Origin of the sequence: Streptomyces sp. DH10, from assembly GCF_029813805.1 — a bacterium.
GTDB classification, from domain to species: Bacteria; Actinomycetota; Actinomycetes; order Streptomycetales; family Streptomycetaceae; genus Streptomyces; species Streptomyces coeruleofuscus.
Map to the genome: position 1 here is coordinate 110,258 of NZ_JARVKU010000025.1, position 25,264 is coordinate 135,521.

The window sequence follows — 25,264 nt, forward strand, 5'->3', positions numbered from 1 at the left end:
CGATGTCGAGACCATACGTAGGGCACGGATGCCCTGAAAGGAAGTGGACAGGCCGATGGACAAAGTCATCGCCTCAGCCTCCGAAGCCGTGGCGGACGTCCCTGACGGGGCCTCCCTGACAGTCGGCGGTTTCGGTTTGAGCGGGGTCCCGGACATCTTGATCCAGAGCCTCTACGACGCCGGTGTGACAGGACTGAACGTGTTCTCGAACAACTGCGGCGCTCTGGACTCCGGTCTCGCCGTGCTCCTCGCCGCAGGCCGGATCGCCCGGGTGACCGGCAGCTACATCGGCGGCAACCAGGAGTTCGCCCGTCAGTACCTGGGCGGCGAGATCGAGTTGGAGCTGATCCCCCAGGGCACGCTCGCCGAGCGACTACGGGCCGGGGGCTGCGGCATACCGGCCTTCTACACTCCGGCCGGCGTCGGCACCCTGGTGGCCGATGGCGGCCTGCCGTGGCGGTACGACGGTGACGGCGGCGTCGCCGTCGCCTCACCGCCCAAGGAGGTCCGCGAGTTCGCAGGCGGGGACTACGTCCTGGAGCACGGGATCACCACCGACTTCGCCCTGGTGCGGGCGGCGAAGGGGGACCGCCACGGCAATCTGGTGTTCAGCAAGTCCGCCCGCAACTTCAACCCGCTGGCGGCCATGGCCGGCCGCATCACGATCGCCGAGGTCGAGGAGCTGGTCGAGCCCGGCGGCATCGACCCGGACCAGGTCCATCTGCCGGGCATCTTCGTGCAGCGGGTCGTGGCCCTCAGCCCCGAGCAGGCCGCCGACAAGAAGATCGAGAAGCTGACAGCCGTCCCCAGGGACCGGGAGGTGCGGGCCTGATGGCGTGGACACGCGACGAAATGGCCGCCCGCGCGGCGCATGAGCTGCGCGACGGCGAGTACGTCAACCTGGGCATCGGCCTGCCGACCCTGATCCCGAACCACTTGCCCAAGGGCGTCCATGTAGTGCTGGAGTCGGAGAACGGCGTTCTCGGCACCGGCCCCTTCCCCTACGAGGACGAGGTCGATCCCGACCTGATCAACGCGGGCAAGGAGACCGTCACGGTGCTGCCCGGCGCGGCGTTCTTCGACTCGGCGCTCTCCTTCGGCATGATCCGCGGCGGCCACATCGACACCGCCGTACTCGGTGCCATGCAGGTATCCGAGCTGGGCGACCTCGCCAACTGGGCGATCCCGGGCCGGATGGTGACCGGCATCGGCGGAGCCATGGACCTGGTCCACGGTGCCCGTCGGGTGATCGTCACCATGACGCACACCGCGAAGGACGGCAGCCCGAAGATCGTCCAGGAGTGCGACTTGCCGCTCACCGGGAAGGGCTGCGTGGACCGGATCATCACCGACCTGGCCGTCCTCGACGTGACCGACGGCGGTCTGGTCCTCGTCGAGACCGCCCCCGGCGTCACGCATGCGGAGGTCGCCGCGAAGACGGCGGCGAAGGTGATCATCCCCTACGAGACCGCCTGCTGACCCTGCTGAACGTGTACGTCGACGATGCTGTCGGCACCCTGGTCCCTGGTACGGAGGCGCGCCGAACGTAGGCGCGCCTCCGTACGTTTGGGCAAGAAAACCGCCGCAGCCATGCGTCGGCATGGCTGCGGCGGTGGGGGAACTGTTGTGTGAACCACCCGCACCGGCCGTCAGCGTGAGGGCCGGTGCGGGTGGCGGTGTCACACTCCCCAGTCGTCGTTGACGGTGACCGCGTCGGCGATACGGAACCGGCCGCCAGGCACCAGCGGCGTCGTGGGCTCACCCAACTCGACGACGTGCTTGCCGAACTTGGGAGCCAGCGGGCGGCCGACGTCCCGCTTGAGCCACAGCCGCAGCAGGTGCCGACGGCGCTCCGGCTCCGGGTGATCGACGTAGCTGGTGCGTGAGTGCAGCGCGGCGTAGTTGAGCAGCCACTGCACGTCCCCCGGCTGGAAATCCATGTCGATCGGCAGGCCCGGCTCCTGTGAGATCTCGTCGAAGAGGTTGATGGCCGAGACCTGGTCGGGCGTCAGTTGCGGGACACCGGGGTACTCCTGGGCGCTGAAGATCATCGAGTTGCCCGCGTAGGTGCTGAAGACTCCGTCGACGTAGCCGATGATCGGCGAGGTGTACGTCAGTTCCGGGGAGTCGGGGTCCTGACGCCGCCAGTCCCAGTGGTACGTGTCGAAGAGCCGAGGAGCGAGGTCCGGCCGGCGGCGCAGCATCTCGTTGTAGATCGTGGTGCCGCTGACCAGGCTGGAGGCTCCACCCTCCTTGGCGCCGCGCAGGCACATGAGGGCGACGACGTCGGAGCTGTCCGAGTGGAACGGCAGCCGGTCCCGTACGCGGGAGGGCAGAGCCCCCTCGTCGGACAACGTCTTGTTGGAGGTGGCGATCACGTGGTCGAGCAGGTCCCCTCGCTGGTTCTGCCCGATCGGCTGGCCCAGGTGCAGCCCCATGACGAAGAAGATGGCGGCTGCCATGGCGTCGCCGTACTCCTCGGTGCGCAGGCCGCGCACCAGGACGAAGCCGCGTCCGGCGTCCATCTGGGCTGCGCACTCCTCGTTGAGCGCGCGGCAGGCGTCGAACGGGTAGTCGGCGGCGGTGACGGTGCGCAGGTCGGGGTTCTCGGCGACGAAGCGCCGTCCCAGTGCCTCCAGCTCAGCTCGCTCGGCGTCGCTGAGCACGTAGATCCATTCGGTGGACCTCGACAGCTCGTCGCCGCGCCAGGCGGACGGTCCGGAGATCGGCTGAAGGCCGACAGTGGTGGTCATGATGATGCGCTCCTCGAAAATGCGGTGAAAGCCCGTGGGTGAAGACCCGACGGACGACGAAGATCTCGGTGCGGCGGGTGTTCGTCGCTCGGCGACGAACGGCACCCGGAACACTCAGAACGGGGTCTGAGGCTCGCCGGCGGCCGTACCGGGGCGCAGTCCTTCCCGGGGCGGGAAGTAGCTGAGCGGCTCGTCATAGGTCCGGCGGCCAGCGCACGACACGAGCAGAACGCCGATCAGGGCGACTGTCTCCATGCTGGTTCCGTCCTTTCGAGAAGTGCCTCAACCATAGGTGAGGGCAGAATGCGAGTCAATGGACGTGACGCCGTCTCGTATTGCAGTACGCCTGCGTCGTCAGTGCACCGACCTGACAACGCTGGGCGCCTGAAGGTGATCTCGATGGTCTTGTGGTCCATCCACTCGGCGACGTCGCTGATGGGGATGCCGACCTGGCTGGCCGCCGTCAGGTCACAAGCCGCAGCACGTCCGCCAGGCCACGCTCACCGGTGCGGTGTTCCGCCGGCAGGATGTAGGTGCGCAGGCCGCAGGCGGCCGCGCCGCCGTCGCGGACCGGGTTGTCGCCGACCATGAGGGTGGCGCGGGGGTCCACTCCGAGGTCGGCGCAGGCTTTGAGGAACAGCTGCGGGTCGGGTTTTTCGCGGCCCTGCTCGTAGGAGATGACGCAGGTGTCGATCAGGGCGTCCAGCCCGTGGTGGGCGAGGTGGGTGCGCAGGTCCCAGGCGAAGTCGCTGACGATGGCGATGCGCAGTCCGCGCTCGCGCAGGGCCCGCAGGACCGGTTCGGTGTCGGGGTAGGGGATCCAGGCGTCCGGGGCGGTGAGTTCCCGGTAGGCCGCCTCCTGTGCGTCGCGCAGGAAGTCCACCTGCTCCCACCAGCCCCACATCGCGCGCCGGTGCTGCTCGCGGGAGAGGTCCCGGCCGTCCTGGAGGGCCACGACGGAGGGCAGCCGGAAGGCCGCGCGCAGTTGGCAGGAGATTTCTTCCACCGCGCCGTGCTCGTCCAGCACGGCGCGGCGGCCGGAGGCGGCGGCGACGCGGCGCAGCCACGTCTCCAGATCGATCATCTGGAAGGTCGTATTGCTGAAGTCGAACAACACGGCCTGCGCCGGTGGCATGGGCGCGGCCATCTCGGCGTCGCTGGGGCGGTAGGCGCTCGGCGTTTCGAACAAGGCGTGGATCACGGGGAGGACTCTTCGTGTTCGGCCGTCTCGACCTGGACCGTCTCGACGTCGACTCCGAGGTCGCGCATGGCCGTGAGTTCCGCGTCGGGGGTGCCGGTGTCGGTGATGACGCTGTGGTAGTCGGCCACGGTGCCGTACGCGTACGTGGCGGTCTTGCCGAATTTCGAGTGGTCCACCAGGAGCAGTGCCTGTTCGGCGGAGGCGAGCATGGCGAGCTTGACCTCGACGTAGTCGTTGACGGGGTGGAAGAGCCGGCCTTCCAGGACGGCGGTGGCGGACATCAGGGCGAGGTCGGCCCGGATCCGGGACAGCGTGCGGGTGACTGTGGGGCCGGTGCAGGAGTTGAAGTCGCCGCGGTAGTGGCCGCCCAGCAGGGTGACGCTCACGCTGGGCGCGGAACCGAGGCGCTGTGCGAGGCCGACGGAGTTGGTGACGACGTGGAGCTGGTCCACCCGGAGAAGCGCGGGGACCAAGGGGAACAGGGTGGTCGAGTCCTCCATGAGTACCGTGCTGCCCGGCCTGATCCGGTCGGCGACCGCGGCGCACAGCGCGTTCTTGGCCGCGAGGGCGCTGTTCTCACGGAAGCGGGTGGCCGTCTCCATGGTGAGGGCCGGGAAGGCGACGGCCCGTCCGCGCTCCTTGCGGAGCAGATGGCGCCCGGCGAGGTCGTCCAGGTCCCGGTGCATCGTCATCAGACTGACGTCGAAGTGCCGGGCGAGGTCGTCGATGCGGGTCTCGCCGTGTTCGGCGACATACCGCAGCACGGCTTGTCGCCGCTCCTCGACGGCGGCCTGCGACAGTCGCGTACGGGCGGTCACAGCGCCCCTCCTTACCGATCGTTCCGGTCTCGCAGTTTCCCACACAGGCCGACGGGAGCCGGGGCCCGTCAGTGCCCCGGACCTCGGGTCGGCGGTGCGGCGACGGCTGCGACGCACGCCGTACACGTCGGAGCTGCGTGTCACGGACCGTCCACCGTGACCAGCACCTTGACCTGCTCGGGGTCGACTGACGCGGCGAAAGCCTTGGCGGCGTCCTCCAGCGGGTAGGTGGCGGTGACGATCTCGGCGGTGTCGACAGCACCCGAGGCGATCAGGGACATGGCGGTGCGGTAGTCGTCGCCCGTGTACATCAAGGTGCCCTCGATGCGGATCTCCCGGTCCTGGACCAGGTCGAGGCGGACGGGGGTGGTCCCGGCGGCTCCGACGCCGACGACGATGATCGTGCCGCCCTTCGCCACCAGGTCGGTGGCCTGGGCCATGGACCGCTCCCGGGCCACACAGTCGAAGACCACGTCGGCCGGACCGCCGAGCGCCGCGTGGGCCTGCTCGACCAGGTCGGTGGCGTCGGCGGGCAGGGCCGCGTCGGCTCCCAGGCGCAGGGCGCGGTCCCGCTTGCCCGGCAGCAGGTCGGTGACGGCGATCTTCGCTGCGCCGGCGTGCCGGGCGGCGGCGAGGACGAGCAGACCGATGGGGCCCGCGCCGAGCACGGTGACCGTGCGGCCGGTGAGGTTCCCGGCCTTCGCGACGGCGTGCACCGGGGTGGCCAGGGGCTCGACGAGGGCGGCCTCGATGTCGGTCATGCCGTCGGGGACGCGGTGGACGCGGTCGGCCGCGATGGTGAACAGGTCGGTCATGGCGCCGGGTGTCTGGCAGCCGAAGACCTTCAGCTCCTGGCAGATGTTGTAGCGGCCGGCGAGGCACTGGGGGCATCGTCCGCAGTACAGGTTGGGTTCGATGATCACGCGGTCGCCGGGCGCGAAATCCTCCGCGCCCTTCCCTGTTCCGGCGACGACACCGACGGCCTCGTGACCCGGACGGTAGGGCAGGTCGATGAAGGGATGGTGGCCGGCCGCCGCATGCGTGTCGGAGCCGCAGACGCCGACGACGGTGGTGCGCACCAGGAGTTCGTCGTCCCCGGGTACGGGGGCGGGCACCTCCTCGAGGGTGATGTCGTCGAGGGAGCGGACGAGAACGCGGCGAATCTGCTCGGTCATGGGGGTTCCGTTCGGTTCGGGCGTTCACACGGTGGCGAGGCCGGGCTGGGTCTTGCGGCCGATGCCGGCCTGGAAGCGGGCGGTCACGCCCGGGAACGCCGCCAGGGGGAGGCGGTCGCTGATGAAGACGCGCGGATCGATGACACCGGCGGCGAGGAGGTCCATCGCGGTGGCCGCGACCTCGCGCGGGCCGGGAGCCGGGTCGTTGACGGTGGCAAGGTCGCCACCGCCGGGCCCGGTGATGGCGGCGGGCCTCACTTCACGGCTCCCAGGGAGAGGCCGCGGACGAGCTTGTCCTGGGCGGCGAAGCCGGCGATGAGGACGGGCAGGGAGACCAGCGTGGCGGCCGCGCACAGCCGGGCCAGGAACAGGCCCTCGTTGGTGATGAAGCCGACCAGGAAGACCGGCGCGGTGGACGCCTTGGTGGCGGTGAGGTTGACGGCGAACATGAACTCGTTCCAGCTGAAGATGAAGCAGATCAGCGAGGTGGCGGCGAGTCCGGGCAGGGCGACGGGCGCGACGACCCGCCACAGCACGGTGAGCAGGCCGGCGCCGTCGACCTCGGCCGCCTCCAGGATCTCCTTGGGGACCTCGGCGAGGAAGGAGCGCATCATCCAGACCGCGATCGGCAGGTTCATCGCGGTGTAGAGGATGACCAGGGTCCACACGTTGTCCAGCATCCCGGCGTCCTTGACGATCAGGTACACCGGCAGCAGGGCGGCGATGGCGGGGAGGAACTTGGTGGACAGGAAGAAGAACATCACGTCGGTCCACTTCTCGACCGGCTTGATGGACAGCGCGTAGGCCGCCGGCACCGCCAGGGCCAGGACCAGGATCGTGGAAAGGACGCTGGCCATGGCCGAGTTCAGGAGGAAGGGGGTGATGTCCCGGCTGAACAGGAGTTTGTACTGATCGAAGGTGACGGCGGCGAAGGGGGTGGGCGGATTGGTGGCCGCGTCGGCCTCCTGGTGGAAGGAGGTGAGGACCATCCATGCCACCGGCGCGAAGAATGCCAGGGTGGCGAGCCAGGCGACGAAGGTCCACAGCGGTGACAGACGCGGGGAGTTGTGGTCGTCCTTGCCACGGAGGAGCTTCTTGAACCTGGCCCCTGGGGCGGCGACTGCGGCGTGGGTCATCGGGAGGTCTCCTCGCGGAACAGCGACGCGATGGTGCGCAGGGCGAAGGTCGCGATGACGAACGCGCCGAGAACGACGACGACACCCGCGGCGGCTGCCTCGCCGTATTCGTACTTGCGGAACATGGTCAGGTAGATCTCGTAGGGCAGGTTGGTCGTCTGGGAGCCGGGTCCGCCCTGGGTGATGGTGAAAACCGCGTCGAAGGTCTGCACGACGTAGATCGTGCCGAGCAGGACGCCCAGCTCGATGTACTGGCGCAGGTGCGGCAGCGTGATGTGGCGGAAGGTCTGCAGCGCGGATGCGCCGTCCATACGAGCCGCCTCCAGGACGTCACCGGGCTGGGCCTGGAGGCCGGCCAGGAGGATCAGCATCATGAACGGGGTCCACTGCCAGACCAGCGAGATCACGACGGCGGGCATCGGGTAGGAGGAGATCCAGTCGACCGTGGGGCCGTTGTCCGCGCCGAAGAACCGGTAGACGGCATTGAGGGTGCCGTTGAGCAGTCCGTAGTCGGGGTTGTAGATGGCGTGCTTCCACAGCAGTGCCGCCGCGACCGGCATGACCAGGAACGGGGCGATGAGCAGCGTGCGCGCCAGCCCGCGGCCGACGAACCGCCGGTCGAGGAGCATCGCCAGACCGAGTCCGAGGATCACACTGATGACCACCACCGACGCGGTGAGCACGACGGTGTTGAGCACGGCCGTGCGCAGCCGCTCGTCGGTGAAGACGAACGAGAAGTTGGACAGACCGACGAAGTGCCGGTCGCCCGGCCTGAGGATGTTCCACTGGAAGGTGGAGATGATCAACGTGGCCACGAAGGGCAGCTGCGTGACGACGATGGTGAAGATCAGCGCCGGCAGCAGCGGGATGCGGCGCTTCCACTTGGCCGCCGCGCCCGAGGACTTCCGGGTACGGACGGGTGGCGGTGGTGTCTTGGGGGGTGCGGTGAGCGTGGTCATGAATGGTTCCTCTGCCGGTGAAGGCCGGGGTCGCGGGGAGCGGCGCCCGGCAGGCTCAGGGCCGGCCGGGCGCTGAAGGTCACTTCTGGTAGGTCTTGGCGACGTCCTCGGCCAGCTTCTGACCGTCGTTCAGTGCCTTGTCCACGCTGGTCCTGCCGGCGATCGCGGCGGAGATCTCCTGCGTCACCTTCGTGCCCAGGTCCTGGAACTCGGGGATGGCCACGTACTGGATGCCCACGGTCGGCCGGGGCTGGACGCCCGGGTTGGCCGGGTCGGCTCCCTCGATGGACTTCAGGGTGATGTCACCGAAGGAGGCGGCGGCCTTCTTGTACTGCGGGATCTCGTACGTGCTGGCCCGCTTGCCGGCCGGGACGCGCGCCCAGCCCAGCTTCTCGCCGACGAGGTTCTCGTACTCCTTGCTGGAGGCCCACAGCATGAACTGCGAGGCGGCGTCGGCGTTCTTCGTGGTCTTGGGCATGGCCCACGACCAGGCCCACAGCCAGCCGCTGCTGTCCGTCTTGACGGTCGGTGCGTAGGCGTAGCCGACGTTTCCGGCGATCTTGCTGGAGGCGGGGTCCTCCAGCGAACCGGCCGCGCTGGTCGCGTCGTACCACATGGCGACCTTCTTCTGGCTCAGCGCGTTCAGGCACTCGGTGAAGCCGGCCTGCGGGGCTCCCGCCTCGCCGTGCTCGCGGACCAGGTCGACGTAGAACTTCGTGGCCTCCTTGAAGCCGCCGCTGTTGACCTGCGCCTTCCAGTCCTTGGTGAACCAGGTGCCGCCGAAGGTGTTGACCATGGACGTCAGCGGCGCACCCAGCTCGCCCCAGCCGGCCAGACCGCGCAGACAGATGCCCTTCATGCCGGGCTCGGCGCCGTCGACCTTGGCGGCGATGTCGGCGATCTGCTGCCAGGTGGGCCGTTCGGGCACCGTGATGCCCTTCGCCTTCATGACGTCCTTGTTGTACATGAGCATCGAGGACTCGCCGTAGAACGGCAGGGCGTAGAGCTTGCCGTCCGAGCCGGTGAGCGACTGCACCATCGGCTTGAGCAGGTCGGCCTTGTCGAAGCCCTTGTCCTTGTCGGCGTAGGAGCCCAGGTCGTGCAGCCAGCCGTTCTTCTCCCAGATGGGCACCTCGTAGGCGCCGATGGTGGCGACGTCGTACTGGCCGGCCTGGGTGGCGATGTCCTGGGTGACCTTGTCGCGCAGCTCGTTCTCGGGAAGGATCGTGAAGTTGACCTTGATCCCGGTGTCCTTGGTGAAGTTGTCCTTGGTCAGCTTCGCGATGTCCTCCATCTGCGGGTTGCCGACCATCAGGACGTTGATGCTCTTGTCTCCGCCCGAGGACCCGCCGGCTCCGGCTCCGGAACAGGCTGTGGCGAGCAGGGCGGTGGCGGCGGCGCCGGCTATGAGGGCGTATCTGGTCGATGCCATGTGACGGGGGGGCCTCTCGTGCGGGTTCGCCGGGACCTCGACTGAGGCTCGGCGGTGAGGGCGGAGGGGTGCAGACGCGTCCCTGGGGAGTCGGGCGCGTTTCGATGGCACGAATTATTAGCAGGAGACCGCGCCATTGTTAACACATCTTGCGAGAAAACCTCTTCAGATTTATCGTCGAGCGACCGCTGAGGGGCTACGGGAGTCCACCGAACAGCCCCAGCCCTCGACCTTGCCGCCGCCGTCCCTTAGGAACTCACATGAGCGCCAGACCGGAACCCGCAGACCAGCCTGCCGTCGTCGTCGCCGGAGACGCGCTTGTGTGCCTCACCCCCGCCCACGCGGCCGAGGGTGCCGCGCAGTCGGCGAGCAGTCCGGGCATCGGCCCCTCCGATCACTTCGACTCCGCGGGCCCGAGACAGCTCCGTCGCCGCTGGGAGCGACATGTCAACGAGCAATGCCCCCGCCATCGGGCAGGGGCATTGCTCGAGATGGCCTGTTTCAGGATGCCTTTTGGTCGGCGGGCTTCTCGATCTCGGTGGTCACCCGTGCCCCTCGGAAGAGCACCGGGAGCCACAGCAGACATGCCAGCAGGGGGACCGCGGCATAGGTGGCCATGCCCACACTGGAGCCCAGCCCGTCCATGAGCGCGCCGAGGACGAGATAGCCGATGCCGATGAGCGCCGACTCCACGAATGTGATCATCGACAGCAGGCTCGCCCGGTGGCGCGACGGCACGGCCTCGTTGAACACGTTGTCCACGATCACGGCGGTGATCTCGGGAATCCCGACCAGGACCAGGAACGCGGCGATGGTGACCCAGACAAGGCCGAGGCCGCTCAGGCCGAGCGCCACGGCGAGCGTCAGGAGAGACACCGGGACGATGACCCGGTACCCGATGCGCCGGTCCGCGCGGTCCGACAGCAACGGAGTGAGTCCGCCGGCGAAGAACCCCGCCGATATGACCACGCTGACCAATGCGGTGCCCGCTCCCTGATCGGACAGGGTCTTCTGCGTGAAAATGATGTACGGCGTCAACGTCGCATGCATCAATCCGGACACCACGACAAGCGTCACGAGCGCAGGTGTGGCGACCCGAAGCATTGCCCGCCACGCTGTGGCGTCGCGGTGCTCCTTCTCGGCTCCGTCCTGCTCGTCCACCGCGTCCGCGCCGCGGATCTCGGGCACCCGTGACATCAGCACCACCACGGCCAGGACGAGGCACGCCGCCGAACCGACGTAGACGACTCCCCAGGAAATCCGCTGCAGTTGGCCGCCGAGGACGATGGCACCTCCCGAGGTGACCGTCCCGAGCATGGTGAACCGGGACTTGATCTTGACGTAGCCGGCCGTTGCACCACGACGCACGAGCAGGTCGTACAGCAGGGCGGTGTCCGAACCGGACACACATGCCATGCCCACGCCCTGCCCGATGAACAGCGCCAGGAACACCCAGTAGTCGGAGAACGCCACCTGACCGAGCAGACATCCAGCTATCAGCACCTGGCCGATCACGATGCCGGCACGCCTGCCGATCCGGTCGGCGATGACTCCCGTCGGCAGCTCCGCGAGTCCGCTGACCAGGTAGAGCAGTGTCTGCAGTACGGCCACTTGTCCGGCGGAGAAGCCTCGCTGATAAAGGAAGAGGACGAATACGCCGCGCTGGAACAGCGTGTTGGCGAGCACGGCGTATACGTAGAACGGGCGCGTGACGCTTCGTGCTGCATCGTCGACTGCAGCCGACCCGCCAAGGGCCTCCGTGGTGCCGGTCATGCTGTGGGCTCCCCCTGGTGACTCCGGTGATCATTAGTGTTGGGCCTCCGCCGGCCAACCCATCGGGCACACCCGTCGCCGGAACACCGTTCGCCGGACCACCTCGTCGGACCGCACCCCGAACGAGGGAGGCCGCACATCCACTGAAGCCCCCGCAGGCCAAGCCCCATCATGGTCGCGACCTCGGCCGGCGGACACCGGTTCACGCGTGCCATCCGGTCCACCCAGGAGGCGAACGCCTCGCCCGCCCGCGGAGCCGTGACCAGCGCCAATCGCCGTGGCGACACGCGCGCACCCCCCGAACGCGCCCCCATCACTCAGGGGTTCACGCTATCAAGCGCACTACCAGGTTGGGGTTCACACCTTCATTCTGAGCTCTCGGCGCCGGCGAACCCGCCCGGTCGTACGCCGTGGAAATCGCGGCCGACACCACTCGCTGCGTTCTCACTCCGCGGTAGGGGGCGCGTCCAGGCGGCTCCAGACCGGTACGAGGGCCTCCATCGCCTCCCGGTACACCTGGTACGCCTCGTCGAGTACGGCCACCCGATTCGGTTGGGGCTCGTGGCGTCTGAGCACGGCCGCTCCGGCGCGCGGGTCCGTCACATCGTCGAGCAGTCCTACGGCGGTGGCGGCGAGCAGTGCCGCTCCCCGGGCCGCGCTCTCCTGCACGTCGGTCACCACGACCGGCCGCCGCAGCGCGTCGGCGAACATCTGGCTCCACACCGCGCTGTGCCCGGCGCCTCCGGTCAGCCGGGCAGCCCCGCTGACCGGCAACTTCGAGCACAGCGCGTCGACGTGCCAGCGGTGATTGAGCACGACGCCTTCCATCAGGGCTCGCAGCAGATGACCGCGACCGTGCCAGCCACGCAGACCGAGGAACGTCCCAGAGGTGGGATGCGAGTGCGGAGAGCCGTAGACGAACGGATGGAACAACACCTGCGAAGGACCGCCCAGATGCGCCTCGACCTCCCGACCGATCGCCTCGTGCACGCCGTCCCGCTGCTCGGCCGGTGCGCCCGTGACCCGCAGGAACCATTCGAGGTTCGCCACCGACGCAGGTGAGGTGGACATCGCCATCCACTGTCCCGGGCGAACGAAGTGACGGACCTGCCAGCGCGGATCGACCACCGGGTGCTCGCTGATCACTTGGTTGATGCTGAACGACCCCGCGATCAGGCACAGTTCGCCAGGCGTCGTGCCGCCAATCCCGAGCACGGCGGCGTCGACGTCATGTGCGCCCGTGACAACAGGAGTGCCCGCGGTGAGCCCGGTCAGCGCCGCGGCCTCGCGGCTCACGGTCCCGCTCACCGCGTCGCAGGCGAGTACGGGAGGCAGCGCGTCGGCGAGCGAGCCGAGACCGTAGAGGTCGAGCAGCTCCGACGAGTAGCCGCCCCGCCGCATGTCGGTGAACGAGGCACTGGCGTCCGTGGGATCGGTGGCCACCGACCCCGTCAGCCTCAGCCGAAGCCAGTCCTTGCAGGACAACAGCCAACGGGTCTGCTGAAGCACCTCGGGCTCGTGGCGGGTGAGCCAGGCCAGCAGGGCGGCCGGGGACCCCGCGAAGGGCACCGTCCCCGACAACTCCATGGCGTCAGACCAGACCGGAGTGCTCCGCCACTCCTGGAGCAGCGGTTCGGCACGCGTGTCCATCGCCACGATCGCGGCTCGTACCGGTCGGCCCCGCTCGTCGACGGCGTACAACCCATCGCCGTGCCCTGCCAGTCCCACCGCCGCTACGGCCCGCCCCGCGTCCGGTCCCGCCTCGGCAAGACAAGCAGCGATGGCCTGGTACGCCGTCCGCCACACGTCGTCCATGTCCCGCTCGACCCAGCGGGGGTGCGGCGTACTCAGCGGCAGTGTGCCGCTGCCCCACGCCACCGCCCGGCCGGCGCCGTCGAACAGCACGGCCTTGGTCAAGGTATGTCCCGCGTCGACACCGAGAACCAGTTCACGCGCCAACGCTCACACCCACCCCGGATCGCGAACGTTGACCGCCCCGGCGCACCGGCAGCTGCGGAGCGGCCCGGAGCACCCGCGCGAAATGCACGGCCTCTGCCTCAGCGTCACCCTCCGTGTCCGCAGGGATGAAACGATCATCGACGACCAGAACCCGCACCGCGGTCTCCTCGCGTGCCGAAACCACCATCCACGGGGCCGATCGTCCCACGGAGCGGGTCGGTACGCCCGGACCACCACCACCGCCGCTTCCAGGCCCGCTCGGTCAGGCGCTCGGCACCCGCGATCGACGGCCACTTGATCGCTGCCGTCTGCTGCCGGTCCGGCGGCCCGGCCTCACTTCAGATGTCGGGTGAAGAACTGGGCCAGGGCGTCTCCCGCGAACTGAGGGACGCCGGTGTGTCCGCCCATGTTGGCGTGCAGGGACTTCTCCTTGGAGCTGAAGGCGTCGAACAGGTCCAGGGCCGCCTGCCGGTCGTTCCCTTCGTCGTCCCACTGGAGCAGGACGTGCAGTGGAATGGTGACCTGGCGGGCCTCCTCGAACATGGCGCGAGGCACGAAGCTCCCGGCGAAGAAGCCGGCGGCCACGATGCGCGGCTCGACCACCGCAAGCCGGATGCCGATGGAGATCACTCCCCCCGAGTACCCGACCGGGCCGCCGATCTCGGGCAGCGGGAGGAGGGCGTCCAGGGCGGCCTGCCATTCCGGGACCGCCTTTTCGACCAACGGGAGGATGAGGGCATCGACGATCTCGTCGCTGACCGGCTCGCCGGCCCCCATCGCCCGGAGCAGGTCGGCGCGGGCCTGCTCGGCGGCGGGCCAACGGGGCCGGTCGCCGCTTCCGGGGAGCTCTATGGTGGCCGTGGCGAAACCCTCCGCCGCGGAGTGCTGGGCCCGTGCCACCAGTCGGGGATACATCGTGCGCAGCCCTAGGGGAGGGTGGCCGAGCAGGATCAGCGGCACCGGTGCGTCTGCGGATGCGGATGCGGGTGTCCACAGGATGCCCGGGATCTCACCGAGGGTGAACTCGCGTTGCAGGACGCCGTCGTCGAGACGCTGCTCGGAAGTGAAACGCATGGTCGTGCCTTTCGGGAGTGCACTGGAACGGCGCTCCCGGACGACCTGTCTATCGCCCGGCCGTGACCCCGGAGGGGAGCACCCATGTCGATACTGCGTTCACAGGTACCACCTCCTCGATCTCTCGCACGGCCTCCGGAAACGTAGCAGTGGCCCCCCTCGTCCCCCAACGGGTTTTTGCGGAGCCTCCGTGGCCGGATACCGCGGAGACACTAGGTACTTGGGGTGTCGTCGCGACCATCCCGTGGCCCCTCGGGGTCGCGGGCGACTTGGCTAATCTGCACGCGTGACCACCGACCTCACCCTCCTGCCGCGTGTCGCCCATCGCGGGCAGGAGATCACCGCGCCCCGGCTCCGCGGCCTCCTCGCGCTGCTCGCCGGCGACTTACGCACCGGTTGCAGCACCGAGCGCCTCGTGGCGGGGCTGTGGCCCGACGAGTTGCCGGAGCGGCCGGCGAAGGCGGTGCAGGTCCTCGTGTCCAGGGCGCGGGCGCAGCTGGGCGCGGACGTCATCGTCGGCACGCCGAGCGGATACCGGCTCACCCTCGCCGAGGACCAGGTCGACAGCTCCGCCCTGCTGCTGCACGCCGCCGCGAGCGCGGACCGGGCCCGGGCCGGGGACCATGCGGGATCGCTGGCCGAGGCCGAGGCCGGGCTCGCGCTGTGGGAGGGCGCCCCTGACGGGGCGTACGACCCCGGCGACCCCGTAGCCGCGCTGCGCGCCGAGTGCGCTCCCGTCCGCGGCGCTCTCCTTCGCGCGTGGGCGCTCGCGCTCGCCCGCCTCGGACGGCACGCGGAGGCGGCCGGGCCGCTGGCCGTGGCCGCCTCGGAGCATCCGCTCGACGAGGAGGTACTCGCCGAGCTGCTGCGCGGCGAGGCAGCGACGGCGGGCCCCTCCGCCGCGCTTTCGCGGTACGAGGCTTACCGCCGTCAGCTGCGCGAGACGCTCGGCACGGATCCGGGCGCCACGCTCAAGGCCGTACAGCGGGAACTGCTGCGCGGCGAGGCACCCGTGGTCCGGCACGGTGTGCCGCACGAGCCGAACCCGCTCCTGGGACGGGACGAGGACATCGCGGCGGTGCGGCGGCTGCTGAGCGCCTCCCGCGCCGTCACCGTCGTAGGCCCCGGTGGCCTCGGCAAGACCCGGCTCGCGCACGCCGTCAGCCGCCGGGCCGAGCAGCGCGTGGTGCATTTCGTGCCGATCGCCGGCGTCACAGCGGACGAGGACGTGGCCGCCGAGGTTGCTTCCGCGCTCGGCGCGGGCGAGGGGCGGCCCGGTGCCATGAGCGGCCACGCCTCGGCCGATCCGGTGTCCGGCATCCTCGGAGTGCTCGGCTCCGGGCCCGCGCTGCTGGTCCTCGACAACTGCGAGCAGGTCATCCGGGGCGCCGCCGACCTCGTACAGGCCCTGGTCTCGTCCTCCAAGGACCTGCGGGTGCTCGCCACCAGCCGGGCCCCGCTGGGCCTCACCTCGGAAGCGGTGTACGCGCTGCCGGAGCTCGGCCTCGACACCTCGGTCGAACTGTTCACCCAGCGTGCCCGGGCCGCCCGTCCCGCAGTCGAGCTGCCACCGGACGCGGTGGCCGGGCTGTGCCGCCACCTCGACGGGCTGCCGCTCGCCGTGGAGCTGGCCGCGGCACGGGTGCGGGTCCTTTCGGTGCCGGAGATCGCTCGCCGCCTCGGCGACCGGTTCGCGCTGCTGCGCGGCGGCGCACGGGACGTACCGGAGCGCCACCGCACGCTGCACGCGGTCGTGGAGTGGAGCTGGAACCTCCTCGACGAGGACGCCAGGGCGCTGCTGCGCACGATGTCCGTCTTTCCCGGCGGCTTCTCCGCCGAGGCGGCGGAGCATGCGCTTGGCGAGGACGCGCTGCTCCTGCTCGAGCAGGTCGCCGACCAGTCTCTGCTCACCGTCGCCGACACCCCGGCCGGCGTGCGGTTCCGGATGCTGGAGACCGTACGGGAGTTCAGCGCGGCCCGGCGTGCGGAGGCGGGAGAGGACGAGGAGGCCATCGGCCGGTTCCTCGCCTGGGCGCGGGACTTCGGGGTCGCGTACCACGACTGGATCTTCGGCGGGAAACCGCTGGCCGCCCGGGAGCGGATCAGGGCCGAGCAGGACAACCTCGTGCTGGCCCTGCGACACGCCCTGGCCCGTACGGACGGCCCCACCATCGCCGCCCTCACCGCCGTTCTCGCCGCCGTGTGGTCCACCGGCTCCGACTATCCCCGCCTCACCGCCCTCGCCGCGGACACCGGCCCGCCGCTGTCGCACTACCACCCCGAGCCCGAAGGTGTCGAAGTCGCCCGCGCCGCAGCGGTGTTGTGCACGGCGAGCCTGTTCATGGGCTACGGCCCGCACGTCGTACGCCACCTCGTCACCCTCCGGCGGCTGCCCCCGGCCCCGCCGGACACGCTGATGCGCGCCACGGCAGTCGTGCTGATCGCGGTTCCCGAGATGCTGCCTCCCGACTACGAAGTGCTGCGGAAGCTCTGCGACAGCGAACAGCCGCTGGTAGCCGGTGTCGCCGAGTGCGTCGCCACCTACGTCTGGGAGTACGAGCACGACCTCGACCGCGCGCTCGCCTCGGCGCGCCGGATCATCACTGCACTGGCGCCGGTCGACAACGCGTTCCTGCACGTCATGGGCTACGCCCGGCTGGGCGAGCTGTGCTTGAAGACGGAGCGGGGCGAGGCCGCGTACGGGTATCTCAAGTCGGTGCTCGAGGCGCTGCCGCGGCTCGGCGGCGAGCAGGACTTCTTCGGCGTCCGCTGGGGCCTCGCCCTCGCCTGCCTGCAGCGTGGCGACCCCGATGAGGCCGAGTACTGGCTGCGGCAGGCCGAGGGCGACAACACCCCGCAGGACAACTCCTTCTCCGATCTCGGCGGCCGTGCCGAGATCGCGCTCGCCCGCGGACTGACCGAGGTCGGACTCAGCTTGTGGCGCAGCGCCGCGGAGCAGGTGGCCGAGTTCGGGTCGGTGCACAGCGGCGACCCCTTCCTCGACCGGTGGACCCTGCAGATCCAGTCGGTGGCGGTGACGGCGCACGCGCATGCCGGCCGCCTCGAGCTGGTTGCGGAACCGGTCCACCGGCTGCGGCAGGGGCTGCGGACTGTGCTCTGCGGTCCGTCCGGCTCGCCCATGGATCTCCATCTGGCAGGGACGGCGCTCCACGCGCTGGGCATGGCGGGGCTCGCCTCCGGTGACGCCCGTGCTGTGCGAATGATCGCGCTGGCGGAACGGCTGCGGGTCCTGCGCGAGTTCCAGCCGACGATGTCGGCGGACCGCGCCCGGAAGGCGGCCCGGGACGCCGACAGGGCGGCCTACGCCGACGCGGTGTCGGAGTACGCCGCCCTGGAGCGGGACGAGCTGCGGGAGGCGGCCCGCGCTGTCATGGCGGTTACTTGGGGTCGCGGTTGAACAACGCCGTCGACCAGCGGTAGCCGAGCGCGGTCAGGCCGACGCACCAGGCGATCGCGATCCACCCGTTGTTGCCGATCTCGGTGCCGAGCAGCACCCCGCGCAGGGTCTCGATGGCGGGCGTGAACGGCTGGTACTCGGCGATCGGCTGAAACCAGCCCGGGATCGCGTCGATGGGGACGAAGGCGCTCGAGATGAGCGGGAGGAGGATCAGCGGCGTGGCCATGTTGCCGGCCGCCTCGGGGTTCGGGCTGGCCATGCCCATCCCGACCGCGATCCAGGTGAGCGCCAGTGTGAACAGCGCGACCAGTCCGAACGCCGCCAGCCACTCCAGGGCCGTGGCGTCCGTGGACCGGAAGCCGATGGCCACGGCGATGGCACCGACGAGGACCAGGCTGGCGAGTACTTGCAGCACGCTGCCGACGACGTGCCCGACGAGCACGGACCCGCGGTACACCGCCATCGTGCGGAAACGGGCGATCAGGCCCTCGGTCATGTCCATGGAGACGGAGATCGCGGCCCCGATCACGGTGCTGCCGATGGTCATCATCAACAGGCCAGGGACGAGATAGGCGATGTAATCGGAGCGATCCGCACCGCCGCCCCCGATGCCCGCGCTCATCACGTCTCCGAAGACGTAGACGAAGAGCAGCAGCAGCATGATCGGCGTGAGGAGCAGGTTCAGGGTCATGGACGGGTAGCGCCGCGCATGCAGCAGGTTGCGGCGCAGCATCGTGGTCGAGTCGCGGACGGCGAGGGAGAGGGCGCTCATCGGACGGTCTCCTTGGACTGGTTGGGGACGCCGGCACCGCCGGTCAGGGCGAAGAACACGTCGTCGAGGTCGGGGGTGTGCACGGTCAGCTCGTCCGCCTCGACGCCGGCCGAGTCCAGCCAGTCGAGGACGGAACGCAGCTCGCGCTGACTGCCGTCGCTGGGGATCTGCAGCGTCAGAGCCTCGTCGTCCCTGGTGGCCTCGCGCAGGGCGACGGCGGCGGACCGGTACGCGGCCGGATCGGTGAAGCGCAGCCGGACATGTCCGCCCGGGATGAGTCGCTTCAGTTCCTCGGCGGTGCCCTGGGCGGCGATCTTGCCGTCGTTGAGCACCGCGATGCGGTCGGCGAGTTCGTCGGCCTCCTCCAGGTACTGGGTGGTGAGGAAGACGGTCACCCCGTCGGAGACGAGCTCGCGGATGATCTGCCACATGTTGTGGCGGCTGCGCGGGTCGAGGCCGGTGGTCGGCTCGTCGAGGAAGATGATCCGCGGGTTGCCGACCAGGGTCATGGCGATGTCGAGGCGGCGCTTCATCCCGCCGGAGTAGGTGGAGACGGGCTTCTTCGCGGCCTCCACCAAGTCGAAGCGCTCAAGGAGTTCGGCGGAGGTACGGCGGCCCTCGCTGCGGGAGAGGCGGTGCAGGTCCGCCATGAGGAGCATGTTCTCCTCTCCGGTGATCAGCCTGTCGACGGCGGAGAACTGCCCGGTGACGCCGATCGCGGCCCGCACGGCCTGCGGTTCGACGGACAGGTCGTGGCCGCCGACGTGCAGCTCGCCGGCGTCGGCGGTGATGAGGGTGGAGAGGATCTTGACGGCGGTGGTCTTGCCGGCGCCGTTCGGGCCGAGCAGGGAGAACACGGTGCCGGCGGGCACAGCGAGATCGATACCGTCGAGCACCGTCTTGTCGCCGTAGGCCTTGCGCAGCCCCCTGGCCGCGATGGCGAGTGAGCGGGATGTCGTTGTCGTCATGTCGCAGAGGCTGCGGCAGGGCGCATTCAGCGCGGTTTCAGGGCGCTTTCAGCGCTCCGAAACCGGGGGTTGCCTGGGAGCCGGTCCTCCGGCCTGTGTGATCTATGCAGGGCCGCCGAGGCAAGCGTGGACATGCGTGCGCTCCGGCGGCTCGAATGGCAGAAGACGACAGAAGAGGTGTCCCGTGGCGATCGTCGGCGAGGAACTGCGGATGATGACGCACGTGGCCCGGCTGTATCACCTCCAGGGCATACGGCAGCCGGAGATCGCGGCGCGGCTGGATCTGTCGCAGGCGAAGGTGTCGCGGCTGTTGAAGAAGGCGCAGGACCGCGGCATCGTGCGGATCACCGTGACGCCGCCGTCCGGCACCCACCCCGACCTGGAGGACGGCCTCCAGGAGCGGTATGGCCTGAAGCTCGCCCTGGTCGTCGACACCGCTCCGGACAACGAGCGCACGATGCTCGGCGATCTCGGCGCGGCTGCCGCCTACTACCTCCAGACGACGTTGCGCTCGAGCGACACCGTGGGCATTTCGTCGTGGAGCGCCACTCTGCTCGCCACGGTGCAGGCGATGCAGCCGGTCCCCGGACTGAAGGGCGTGCGCATCGTGCAGGCGGTGGGCGGCATCGGCGATCCCGCCGCGGCGGGCCACGCCTCGCGCATGACCGGTCAGCTGGCGCAGTTGGTGAACGGCGAGGCCGTCTATCTTCAGGCGCCCGGTGTGTCCGGGTCGGCGGAGAGCGCGCAGGCGCTGCGCGCGGACCCGTTCGTGTCGGCGGCCCTGGGCGAGCTCGGCGACCTGGACGTGGCGCTGGTGGGCATCGGCGAGATCACACCGTCCAGCACGCTCGCCCGCAGCGGCAACGCCTTCTCCGACGAGGAGCGCGCCGGGCTGGAGAAGCTGGGCGCCGTGGGTGACGTGTGCCTGCGGTCCTACGACGCCGAGGGCCGGCCGGTCGAGTCGGAGCTGGACTCCCGGGTCGTCGGCATCACCCGTGAGCAGCTTGCCGCCGCCCGCCGGAAGGTCGGCGTGGCGGGCGGCAGCCGTAAGCACAAGGCGATCCGGTCGGCCGTGGCGGGCGGCTTGGTGGATGTGCTGGTGACCGATCAGGAGACGGCCGCGGCCTTGATGGCCTGATCCCCGGGCGCGGCTTCGCCCGGATCGGGGTCGTACCGGTATTGCCGACGGCGGTCCTCGAAGCGCTACGGGTGCCGGGCACCGTTCACCAGCAGACGTACCCGCCGTCGACGATCAGGTCGGAGCCGGTGACGAAGGAGGCGGCGTCGGAGGCGAGGAAGACCGCGGGGCCCACCATCTCCTCGACGTCGGCGATACGGCCCAGTGGGGTGTCGGCGGCGTACGCCTTGAGGCGCTCGGCCACCTCGGGCCGCTTGTTCATCGGGGTGAGGGTGTAGCCGGGACTGATCGAGTTGACCCGGATGCCGCGGTCGGCCCACTCCGTGGCCAGGCTCCTGGTGAGGTGCATGACGCCGGCCTTGGAGGCGTTGTAGTGGGCCTGGAGCAGTCCGCGGTTGGCGATGGTCCCGGACATGGAGGCGATGTTGATGATCGAGCCGCCGCCGTGGGCGAGCATCACGCGGGCCTCGGCCTGGGCGCTGAGGAACACGCCCGTGAGGTTGATGTCGGCGACCCGGCGGAAGTCCTCCGCGGGCATGTCCTCGGCGGCGGTGGCGCCGGCCACGCCCGCGCAGTTGCCGGTACTCGACGATGACCATGCCGACCGGCCGCTCACGGATGACGTGACGGCGGCGGCCGCGCTGCTCGACCGTTTCACGGACATCTGGAGGACGGGCGAGTGAGGGTGTGGCCGCCGAGCGTGCGGCCTCTAATCGCCCCGCCAGATGTTGTCGAAGGCCGCCTCGTCGATGGCTCGCCGTTGCCGTTCGGCCTCCAGACCCCTCACCGCGTCCTGGACGGCGGCGAGCACCGTCGCCACGGCCTCGTCGGCCACGCTCGGTGACTCTTCCGTCAGCTCGTCGCCGATCCCGGCGGCTGCCGCGAGGGCGGCGAGGACCGGTTCATCCGACGCGTAACGGCTCGCCGCGCGGCGGCGTTCGGGCGAATCCACCAGCACGGTGTGAGTGGGCTGGAAGATCATCCAGCGGTGGTGGCGTCGCCGGCTGAGCTGCCCTTCCGCTTCCAGGGCGGCCAGATAGGCCTCGGAGAGGTCGCGGCCCCTGCGCCACAGCCAGGCGTCGACCGAGTCGTACGGCGTCTGCCGAGCGAGCGACGACGCAGCCTCGTCCAGCAGCCGATCAGCCATAGGGCGCCGGTCACTCGGCACGATGTGATCACCGGCCAGGGTGACGGCCCGGGCGTCCAGGAGGTCGATCAGCTCGGCTCCCGCGAGCGCAAGTGACAGGTCGCCTCGTTCGAGCGCGCGACTGTCCACCAGGTCCATGATGGTGATCAAAAGGTCCCGTGGTGTGGTCATGAGCGGCTCCCCCTCACCTCAAGGAGCTGGAGGCGAGCGACGCGGCGCGCCGGATGTGCTTCGGCCCGCCGACAGCACTCCCGTACGAGCCTACGGAGCGAGGACGACGGCCGCACCCCAAACGTCCGCCCTGTGTGCTCGGCGCGATGCGTGAGCGATGAGTCCGGGCGGCGGATCGGGTCTGCCCTCGTATGACTCGCATCATCGCTGACATCTCGGTCTCTCTCGACGGCTTCGTCACCGGGCCCGACCCCGGCCCGGACAACGGTCTGGGCACCGGCGGTGAGGCCCTGCACACCTGGGCGTTCTCCGACGACCCCGACGACCGCCGGTACCTGCGCGAGGGGACAGCCCGTTCGGGCGCCGTAGTCCTCGGCCGCCACCTCTTCGACGTGGTCGACGGCCCGAACGGCTGGGACGACCAGACCGGTTACGGCGCCGGCGAGGTCGGCAAGCCCGCCTTCGTCGTCGTGACGAGCTCGCCACCGGCGACGGTGCGGCTCACCGACCTCGACTGGACGTTCGTCACCACCGGTCTGTCCGACGCCGTCACCGCCGCACGCGAGCGCGCCGAGGCGGCGTCGCAGCGCAGCGGCAAGGATCTCGACGTCGTCCTCATGGGCGGCGGCGCAACGATCGGCTCCGCGCTCGACGCCGGTCTGGTCGACGCGCTGACGCTGCACCTCGCCCCCGTCGTGCTGGGCGCTGGGACGCCGCTGTTCACCGGCGGAGCGCCACGCACGCTCGTGCAGCGGGGCGTGACCTCGACATCGACCGCGACACACCTGACCTACGACGTCCTGTGACGACGTCGTTCTGGTCTCCCGACCGCTCGGCCGGGCGCTGGTCCGGGAGCGGCCCGGACCTTTTGGTTGTGCAAAACGTTTTGGATACCTAGCTTGTGCGCCATGAGCGACAGAACGGCCCCAGTGACCGGCCGCCTCCTGGTGAGCGGCTGCGATGTGCTGCGGGTCCCGCCGGAGGGCGAGTGCGAGATCCTGCGGGCGCAGGACATCGTCGTGACGAACGGCGTCATCGAGGCGGTACGGCCGACCGGAACCACCACCGCCGCCGTCGGTCCGGGCCATGCGACGGACGTGATCGACGGGCGCGGACTGCTGGCCGTTCCCGGCCTGGTCAACGCCCACACGCACAGCCCCATGGTGCTGATGCGCGGCGCGGCCGAGGACGTGACGGTCGAGGGCTGGTTCAACGACCGTGTCTGGCCGATGGAGTCCAACCTCACCCCCGCGGACGTGCGGATCGGGGCCCGGCTGGCCTGCGCGGAGATGATCCGCTCCGGTGTCACCACCTTCGCCGACCACTACCTCTTCCCCGAGCAGATCGCCGATGCGGTCACCGAGACCGGCCTGCGGGCCGACATCGCGCCCACGTACTTCAGCAGCCGGGGCGAGGCAGCCCTGGAGGACACGGTGACGTTCGCGGAGGCCTGGCACGGCCGTGCCGACGGCCGGGTCACCGTCTCGCTCGGGCCGCACGCCCCGTACACGGTCGACGACGGCGACCTGCGGACCCTCGCCGGACACGCCCGGCGGCTCGGACTGCGCATGCACATCCACGCCGCCGAGCACCTGGAGCAGACCCGGTCCAGCCTGGAGCGGCGCGGCATCACCCCCATCAGGGTGCTGCACGAGACGGGGGTGCTCGACGCAGGCGCCCTGATCGCGCACGGCTGCGGGATCGTCAGGGACGACCTGCCGCTGCTGGCCGAGTACGCCGCCACGACCGCCGTGGCCTGCTGCCCCAAGGTCTACCTCAAGCACGCCCTGTCCCCGCTCACCCCGGTCCGCGACCTGCTCGACTCCGGAGTCGCGGTCGCCGTCGGCACGGACGGTGCCGCCGGCCACAACACGCTGGACGTGTGGGAAGCACTGCGGCTGGTCGCCCTCACCCAGAAGCAGGCCGTGCGGGACGCCACGTGGATGACCGTCTCCGACACCCTGCGCCTGGCCATGCGCGGCGGGGCCCGAGCCCTCGGCCGACAGGGCGAGATCGGCGCGCTGGAGCCGGGCATGCGCGCCGACATCGTGCTCACCGACCTGACCGGGCTGCACTGCCGTCCGCTGCACGATCCGCGCGCCGCGCTGGTCTACAGCGCCCGCGCCAGTGACGTACGGACGGTCGTCGTCGACGGCCGGGTGCTGATGCGCGACGGCCGGCTGCTCACCGTGGACGAGCCCGCGCTGCTGGCCGAGGCCGATGCCCGGGTGGCCCGGATCCTCGACACCTCCCACGGCAGGGCGGTGCAGCACTATGACCCCTGAGCCGTTCCAGCGGGAGGCGGTCCGGCGCCCGGCGTCCATCAAGGACGTGGCCGCCGCGGCAGGCGTCAGCGCCACCACGGTCTCCCACGTCCTCAGCGGCAACCGGCCGGTCAACGAGCACACCGCCGCCCGGGTCCGCAGCGTCGTCAACCGGCTCGGCTACGTCCCGGCGTCGCTGGCCCGCAGCCTCCAGGCCGGTTCCACCTCGGTGATCGGCCTGCTGATCCCCGACATCAGCAACACCTTCTTCGCCGAACTCGCCAAGGGCGCCGAGGACGCCGCCCACGACCTCGGCTACGGCCTGATCCTCTGCAACACGGAGTTCGACGCCGACCGCGAGGACCGCTACCTCGGCATGATCCGCAGCCGGTTCATCGACGGCATGGTGTACGCCTCGGGGTCCCCGCCGTCCCGGCGGAGGCTGGAGGCACTGATGGGCAAGTTCCCCATCGCGCTCGCCGACGAGGAGGTCGAGGGCCTCGAAGGCGCCCTCATCGCCACCGCCGACCACGAGGCGGGCGGGCGGCTGGTGGGGGAGCACCTCCGGATGCTCGGTCACCGCCGGGCCCTGATGCTGACCGGCCCGCGCGCCCTGAGGAGCAGCAACGCCCGTGCGAACGGTTTCGTACGGGCCTTCCGGGGCGAGGTCGTCGAACTCGTCGGCGACTTCAAGGAGAGCTCCGGGTACGGCCTCGTCGCCAAACTCCTTCAGGAAGGCGGTCTCCCCGAGGACTGCACGGCCGTCTTCGCCGCCAACGACCTGATGGCGTTCGGCGCCCTCCTGGCGCTCAGGGAGGCGGGACTGTCGGTGCCGGAGGACGTCTCGGTGGTCGGCTTCGACGACATCCGGGCGGCCTCGCTGGCCCACCCACCCCTGACCACCGTCCACCAGCCGGCCTACGACGTGGGCCGTACCGCCACCGCGCAGCTCCTCCAGTACGTCACCCGGGGCGAGGTCCCGCCCGCCTCCCGGCACACCCTTCCCGTCGAACTCAAGGTCCGCGGCAGCACGGCCCCCGCCGCCCGCTGACCCCTCACCTGACCCAACCCCCCATGCGCCGCACGGAGTTGCCGTGCCGCGCGGC

The 25,264-nt window shown here is 70.2% G+C and carries 23 protein-coding genes; 7 read left to right on the forward strand and 16 right to left on the reverse strand.

The genetic code is table 11. The features are described 5' to 3' along the window. Positions 1 to 55: 55 nt before the first annotated feature. Complete coding sequence (locus QC385_RS36855) at positions 56 to 832, forward strand: CoA transferase subunit A (RefSeq protein ID WP_279545750.1); 777 nt, start codon at positions 56 to 58, stop codon at positions 830 to 832. After that, entirely contained in the window at positions 832 to 1,479 is a 648-nt protein-coding gene (locus tag QC385_RS36860; protein ID WP_279545751.1) for a CoA transferase subunit B, read from the forward strand. Before QC385_RS36855 ends, QC385_RS36860 begins: the two co-directional genes overlap by 1 nt. Positions 1,480 to 1,679: 200 nt before the next feature. On the opposite strand, the gene QC385_RS36865 is transcribed toward QC385_RS36860, so the two are convergent. The 12 genes from QC385_RS36865 to QC385_RS36920 all read right to left on the reverse strand — a co-directional run bounded on the left by QC385_RS36865 (position 1,680) and on the right by QC385_RS36920 (position 14,280). Further along, positions 1,680 to 2,753 carry a TauD/TfdA family dioxygenase gene (locus QC385_RS36865; RefSeq protein ID WP_279545752.1) on the reverse strand — a complete coding sequence of 358 codons (1,074 nt, stop codon included), beginning with the start codon at positions 2,751 to 2,753 and terminating at the stop codon, positions 1,680 to 1,682. 114 nt (positions 2,754 to 2,867) lie between these two features. After that, the gene (locus tag QC385_RS36870; protein WP_020277398.1) at positions 2,868 to 3,008 is read right to left on the reverse strand and encodes a hypothetical protein; all 141 of its coding nucleotides are present in this window, start codon (positions 3,006 to 3,008) and stop codon (positions 2,868 to 2,870) included. 208 nt (positions 3,009 to 3,216) lie between these two features. Next, positions 3,217 to 3,954 (reverse strand): HAD family hydrolase, encoded by a 738-nt coding sequence (locus QC385_RS36875; RefSeq protein ID WP_279545753.1) that lies wholly within the window; start codon positions 3,952 to 3,954, stop codon positions 3,217 to 3,219. Continuing rightward, on the reverse strand, positions 3,951 to 4,772 hold the full coding sequence (locus QC385_RS36880) for a DeoR/GlpR family DNA-binding transcription regulator (protein WP_279545754.1): 822 nt from the start codon (positions 4,770 to 4,772) through the stop codon (positions 3,951 to 3,953). The genes QC385_RS36875 and QC385_RS36880 overlap by 4 nt, the downstream gene beginning before the upstream one ends. 140 nt (positions 4,773 to 4,912) lie before the next feature. Then, positions 4,913 to 5,947, reverse strand: coding sequence for a zinc-dependent alcohol dehydrogenase (locus QC385_RS36885; RefSeq protein ID WP_279545755.1), 1,035 nt, complete (start codon positions 5,945 to 5,947; stop codon positions 4,913 to 4,915). Between the two features lie 24 nt (positions 5,948 to 5,971). Continuing rightward, positions 5,972 to 6,205 carry a hypothetical protein gene (locus QC385_RS36890; protein ID WP_279545756.1) on the reverse strand — a complete coding sequence of 78 codons (234 nt, stop codon included), beginning with the start codon at positions 6,203 to 6,205 and terminating at the stop codon, positions 5,972 to 5,974. Then, positions 6,202 to 7,083: a carbohydrate ABC transporter permease gene (locus tag QC385_RS36895; RefSeq protein ID WP_279545757.1), complete on the reverse strand. Its 882-nt coding sequence runs from the start codon at positions 7,081 to 7,083 to the stop codon at positions 6,202 to 6,204. The genes QC385_RS36890 and QC385_RS36895 overlap by 4 nt, the downstream gene beginning before the upstream one ends. After that, a complete protein-coding gene (locus tag QC385_RS36900; protein ID WP_279545758.1) occupies positions 7,080 to 8,042 on the reverse strand; it encodes a carbohydrate ABC transporter permease in 963 nt (320 codons plus the stop codon). Before QC385_RS36900 ends, QC385_RS36895 begins: the two co-directional genes overlap by 4 nt. A 79-nt stretch (positions 8,043 to 8,121) precedes the next feature. Beyond that, entirely contained in the window at positions 8,122 to 9,474 is a 1,353-nt protein-coding gene (locus tag QC385_RS36905; protein WP_279545759.1) for an ABC transporter substrate-binding protein, read from the reverse strand. A 501-nt stretch (positions 9,475 to 9,975) separates the two neighbouring features. Next, positions 9,976 to 11,247 (reverse strand): MFS transporter, encoded by a 1,272-nt coding sequence (locus tag QC385_RS36910; RefSeq protein ID WP_279545760.1) that lies wholly within the window; start codon positions 11,245 to 11,247, stop codon positions 9,976 to 9,978. Positions 11,248 to 11,691: 444 nt separating this feature from the next. Next, the gene (locus QC385_RS36915) at positions 11,692 to 13,206 is read right to left on the reverse strand and encodes an FGGY-family carbohydrate kinase (protein WP_279545761.1); all 1,515 of its coding nucleotides are present in this window, start codon (positions 13,204 to 13,206) and stop codon (positions 11,692 to 11,694) included. Between the two features lie 333 nt (positions 13,207 to 13,539). Continuing rightward, complete coding sequence (locus tag QC385_RS36920; RefSeq protein WP_279545762.1) at positions 13,540 to 14,280, reverse strand: alpha/beta hydrolase; 741 nt, start codon at positions 14,278 to 14,280, stop codon at positions 13,540 to 13,542. Between the two features lie 286 nt (positions 14,281 to 14,566). Between QC385_RS36920 and QC385_RS36925 the strand changes: the two genes are divergently transcribed. Further along, positions 14,567 to 17,698 (forward strand): ATP-binding protein, encoded by a 3,132-nt coding sequence (locus QC385_RS36925; RefSeq protein ID WP_279545763.1) that lies wholly within the window; start codon positions 14,567 to 14,569, stop codon positions 17,696 to 17,698. Here the strand turns inward: QC385_RS36925 and QC385_RS36930 are convergent. Both QC385_RS36930 and QC385_RS36935 read right to left on the reverse strand, forming a co-directional pair. Then, positions 17,679 to 18,470, reverse strand: coding sequence for an ABC transporter permease (locus QC385_RS36930; RefSeq protein ID WP_279545764.1), 792 nt, complete (start codon positions 18,468 to 18,470; stop codon positions 17,679 to 17,681). The genes QC385_RS36925 and QC385_RS36930 overlap by 20 nt on opposite strands. Beyond that, positions 18,467 to 19,438, reverse strand: a complete 972-nt coding sequence (locus QC385_RS36935) for an ATP-binding cassette domain-containing protein (RefSeq protein WP_279545765.1) — start codon at positions 19,436 to 19,438, stop codon at positions 18,467 to 18,469. The genes QC385_RS36930 and QC385_RS36935 overlap by 4 nt, the downstream gene beginning before the upstream one ends. A gap of 184 nt (positions 19,439 to 19,622) precedes the next feature. On the opposite strand from QC385_RS36935, the gene QC385_RS36940 reads away from it, so the two are divergent. Continuing rightward, a complete protein-coding gene (locus tag QC385_RS36940) occupies positions 19,623 to 20,576 on the forward strand; it encodes a sugar-binding transcriptional regulator (protein ID WP_279545766.1) in 954 nt (317 codons plus the stop codon). An 85-nt stretch (positions 20,577 to 20,661) separates the two neighbouring features. On the opposite strand, the gene QC385_RS36945 is transcribed toward QC385_RS36940, so the two are convergent. Continuing rightward, on the reverse strand, positions 20,662 to 21,141 hold the full coding sequence (locus QC385_RS36945) for an SDR family oxidoreductase (RefSeq protein ID WP_279545767.1): 480 nt from the start codon (positions 21,139 to 21,141) through the stop codon (positions 20,662 to 20,664). A gap of 144 nt (positions 21,142 to 21,285) precedes the next feature. Next, positions 21,286 to 21,894 carry a GOLPH3/VPS74 family protein gene (locus tag QC385_RS36950; RefSeq protein WP_279545768.1) on the reverse strand — a complete coding sequence of 203 codons (609 nt, stop codon included), beginning with the start codon at positions 21,892 to 21,894 and terminating at the stop codon, positions 21,286 to 21,288. A 191-nt stretch (positions 21,895 to 22,085) separates the two neighbouring features. Here QC385_RS36950 and QC385_RS36955 point away from each other — a divergent pair, with 191 nt between their 5' ends. The 3 genes from QC385_RS36955 to QC385_RS36965 all read left to right on the forward strand — a co-directional run bounded on the left by QC385_RS36955 (position 22,086) and on the right by QC385_RS36965 (position 25,209). Further along, positions 22,086 to 22,700 carry a dihydrofolate reductase family protein gene (locus tag QC385_RS36955; RefSeq protein WP_279545769.1) on the forward strand — a complete coding sequence of 205 codons (615 nt, stop codon included), beginning with the start codon at positions 22,086 to 22,088 and terminating at the stop codon, positions 22,698 to 22,700. Positions 22,701 to 22,802: 102 nt separating this feature from the next. Beyond that, positions 22,803 to 24,179 (forward strand): amidohydrolase, encoded by a 1,377-nt coding sequence (locus QC385_RS36960; protein WP_279545770.1) that lies wholly within the window; start codon positions 22,803 to 22,805, stop codon positions 24,177 to 24,179. Then, the gene (locus tag QC385_RS36965; protein WP_279545771.1) at positions 24,169 to 25,209 is read left to right on the forward strand and encodes a LacI family DNA-binding transcriptional regulator; all 1,041 of its coding nucleotides are present in this window, start codon (positions 24,169 to 24,171) and stop codon (positions 25,207 to 25,209) included. Before QC385_RS36960 ends, QC385_RS36965 begins: the two co-directional genes overlap by 11 nt. The last annotated feature ends 55 nt before the right edge of the window (positions 25,210 to 25,264 follow it).

Bases quoted from the DNA above. Each gene is read 5' to 3' on its own strand.
- QC385_RS36855 (WP_279545750.1), top strand. From the start codon at position 56: ATGGACAAAGTCATCGCCTCAGCCTCCGAAGCCGTGGCGGACGTCCCT.
- QC385_RS36860 (WP_279545751.1), top strand. From the start codon at position 832: ATGGCGTGGACACGCGACGAAATGGCCGCCCGCGCGGCGCATGAGCTG.
- QC385_RS36865 (WP_279545752.1), bottom strand. From the start codon at position 2,753: ATGACCACCACTGTCGGCCTTCAGCCGATCTCCGGACCGTCCGCCTGG.
- QC385_RS36870 (WP_020277398.1), bottom strand. From the start codon at position 3,008: ATGGAGACAGTCGCCCTGATCGGCGTTCTGCTCGTGTCGTGCGCTGGC.
- QC385_RS36885 (WP_279545755.1), bottom strand. From the start codon at position 5,947: ATGACCGAGCAGATTCGCCGCGTTCTCGTCCGCTCCCTCGACGACATC.
- QC385_RS36895 (WP_279545757.1), bottom strand. From the start codon at position 7,083: ATGACCCACGCCGCAGTCGCCGCCCCAGGGGCCAGGTTCAAGAAGCTC.
- QC385_RS36900 (WP_279545758.1), bottom strand. From the start codon at position 8,042: ATGACCACGCTCACCGCACCCCCCAAGACACCACCGCCACCCGTCCGT.
- QC385_RS36905 (WP_279545759.1), bottom strand. From the start codon at position 9,474: ATGGCATCGACCAGATACGCCCTCATAGCCGGCGCCGCCGCCACCGCC.
- QC385_RS36910 (WP_279545760.1), bottom strand. From the start codon at position 11,247: ATGACCGGCACCACGGAGGCCCTTGGCGGGTCGGCTGCAGTCGACGAT.
- QC385_RS36920 (WP_279545762.1), bottom strand. From the start codon at position 14,280: ATGCGTTTCACTTCCGAGCAGCGTCTCGACGACGGCGTCCTGCAACGC.
- QC385_RS36930 (WP_279545764.1), bottom strand. From the start codon at position 18,470: ATGAGCGCCCTCTCCCTCGCCGTCCGCGACTCGACCACGATGCTGCGC.
- QC385_RS36935 (WP_279545765.1), bottom strand. From the start codon at position 19,438: ATGACGACAACGACATCCCGCTCACTCGCCATCGCGGCCAGGGGGCTG.
- QC385_RS36950 (WP_279545768.1), bottom strand. From the start codon at position 21,894: ATGACCACACCACGGGACCTTTTGATCACCATCATGGACCTGGTGGAC.
- QC385_RS36955 (WP_279545769.1), top strand. From the start codon at position 22,086: ATGACTCGCATCATCGCTGACATCTCGGTCTCTCTCGACGGCTTCGTC.
- QC385_RS36960 (WP_279545770.1), top strand. From the start codon at position 22,803: ATGAGCGACAGAACGGCCCCAGTGACCGGCCGCCTCCTGGTGAGCGGC.
- QC385_RS36965 (WP_279545771.1), top strand. From the start codon at position 24,169: ATGACCCCTGAGCCGTTCCAGCGGGAGGCGGTCCGGCGCCCGGCGTCC.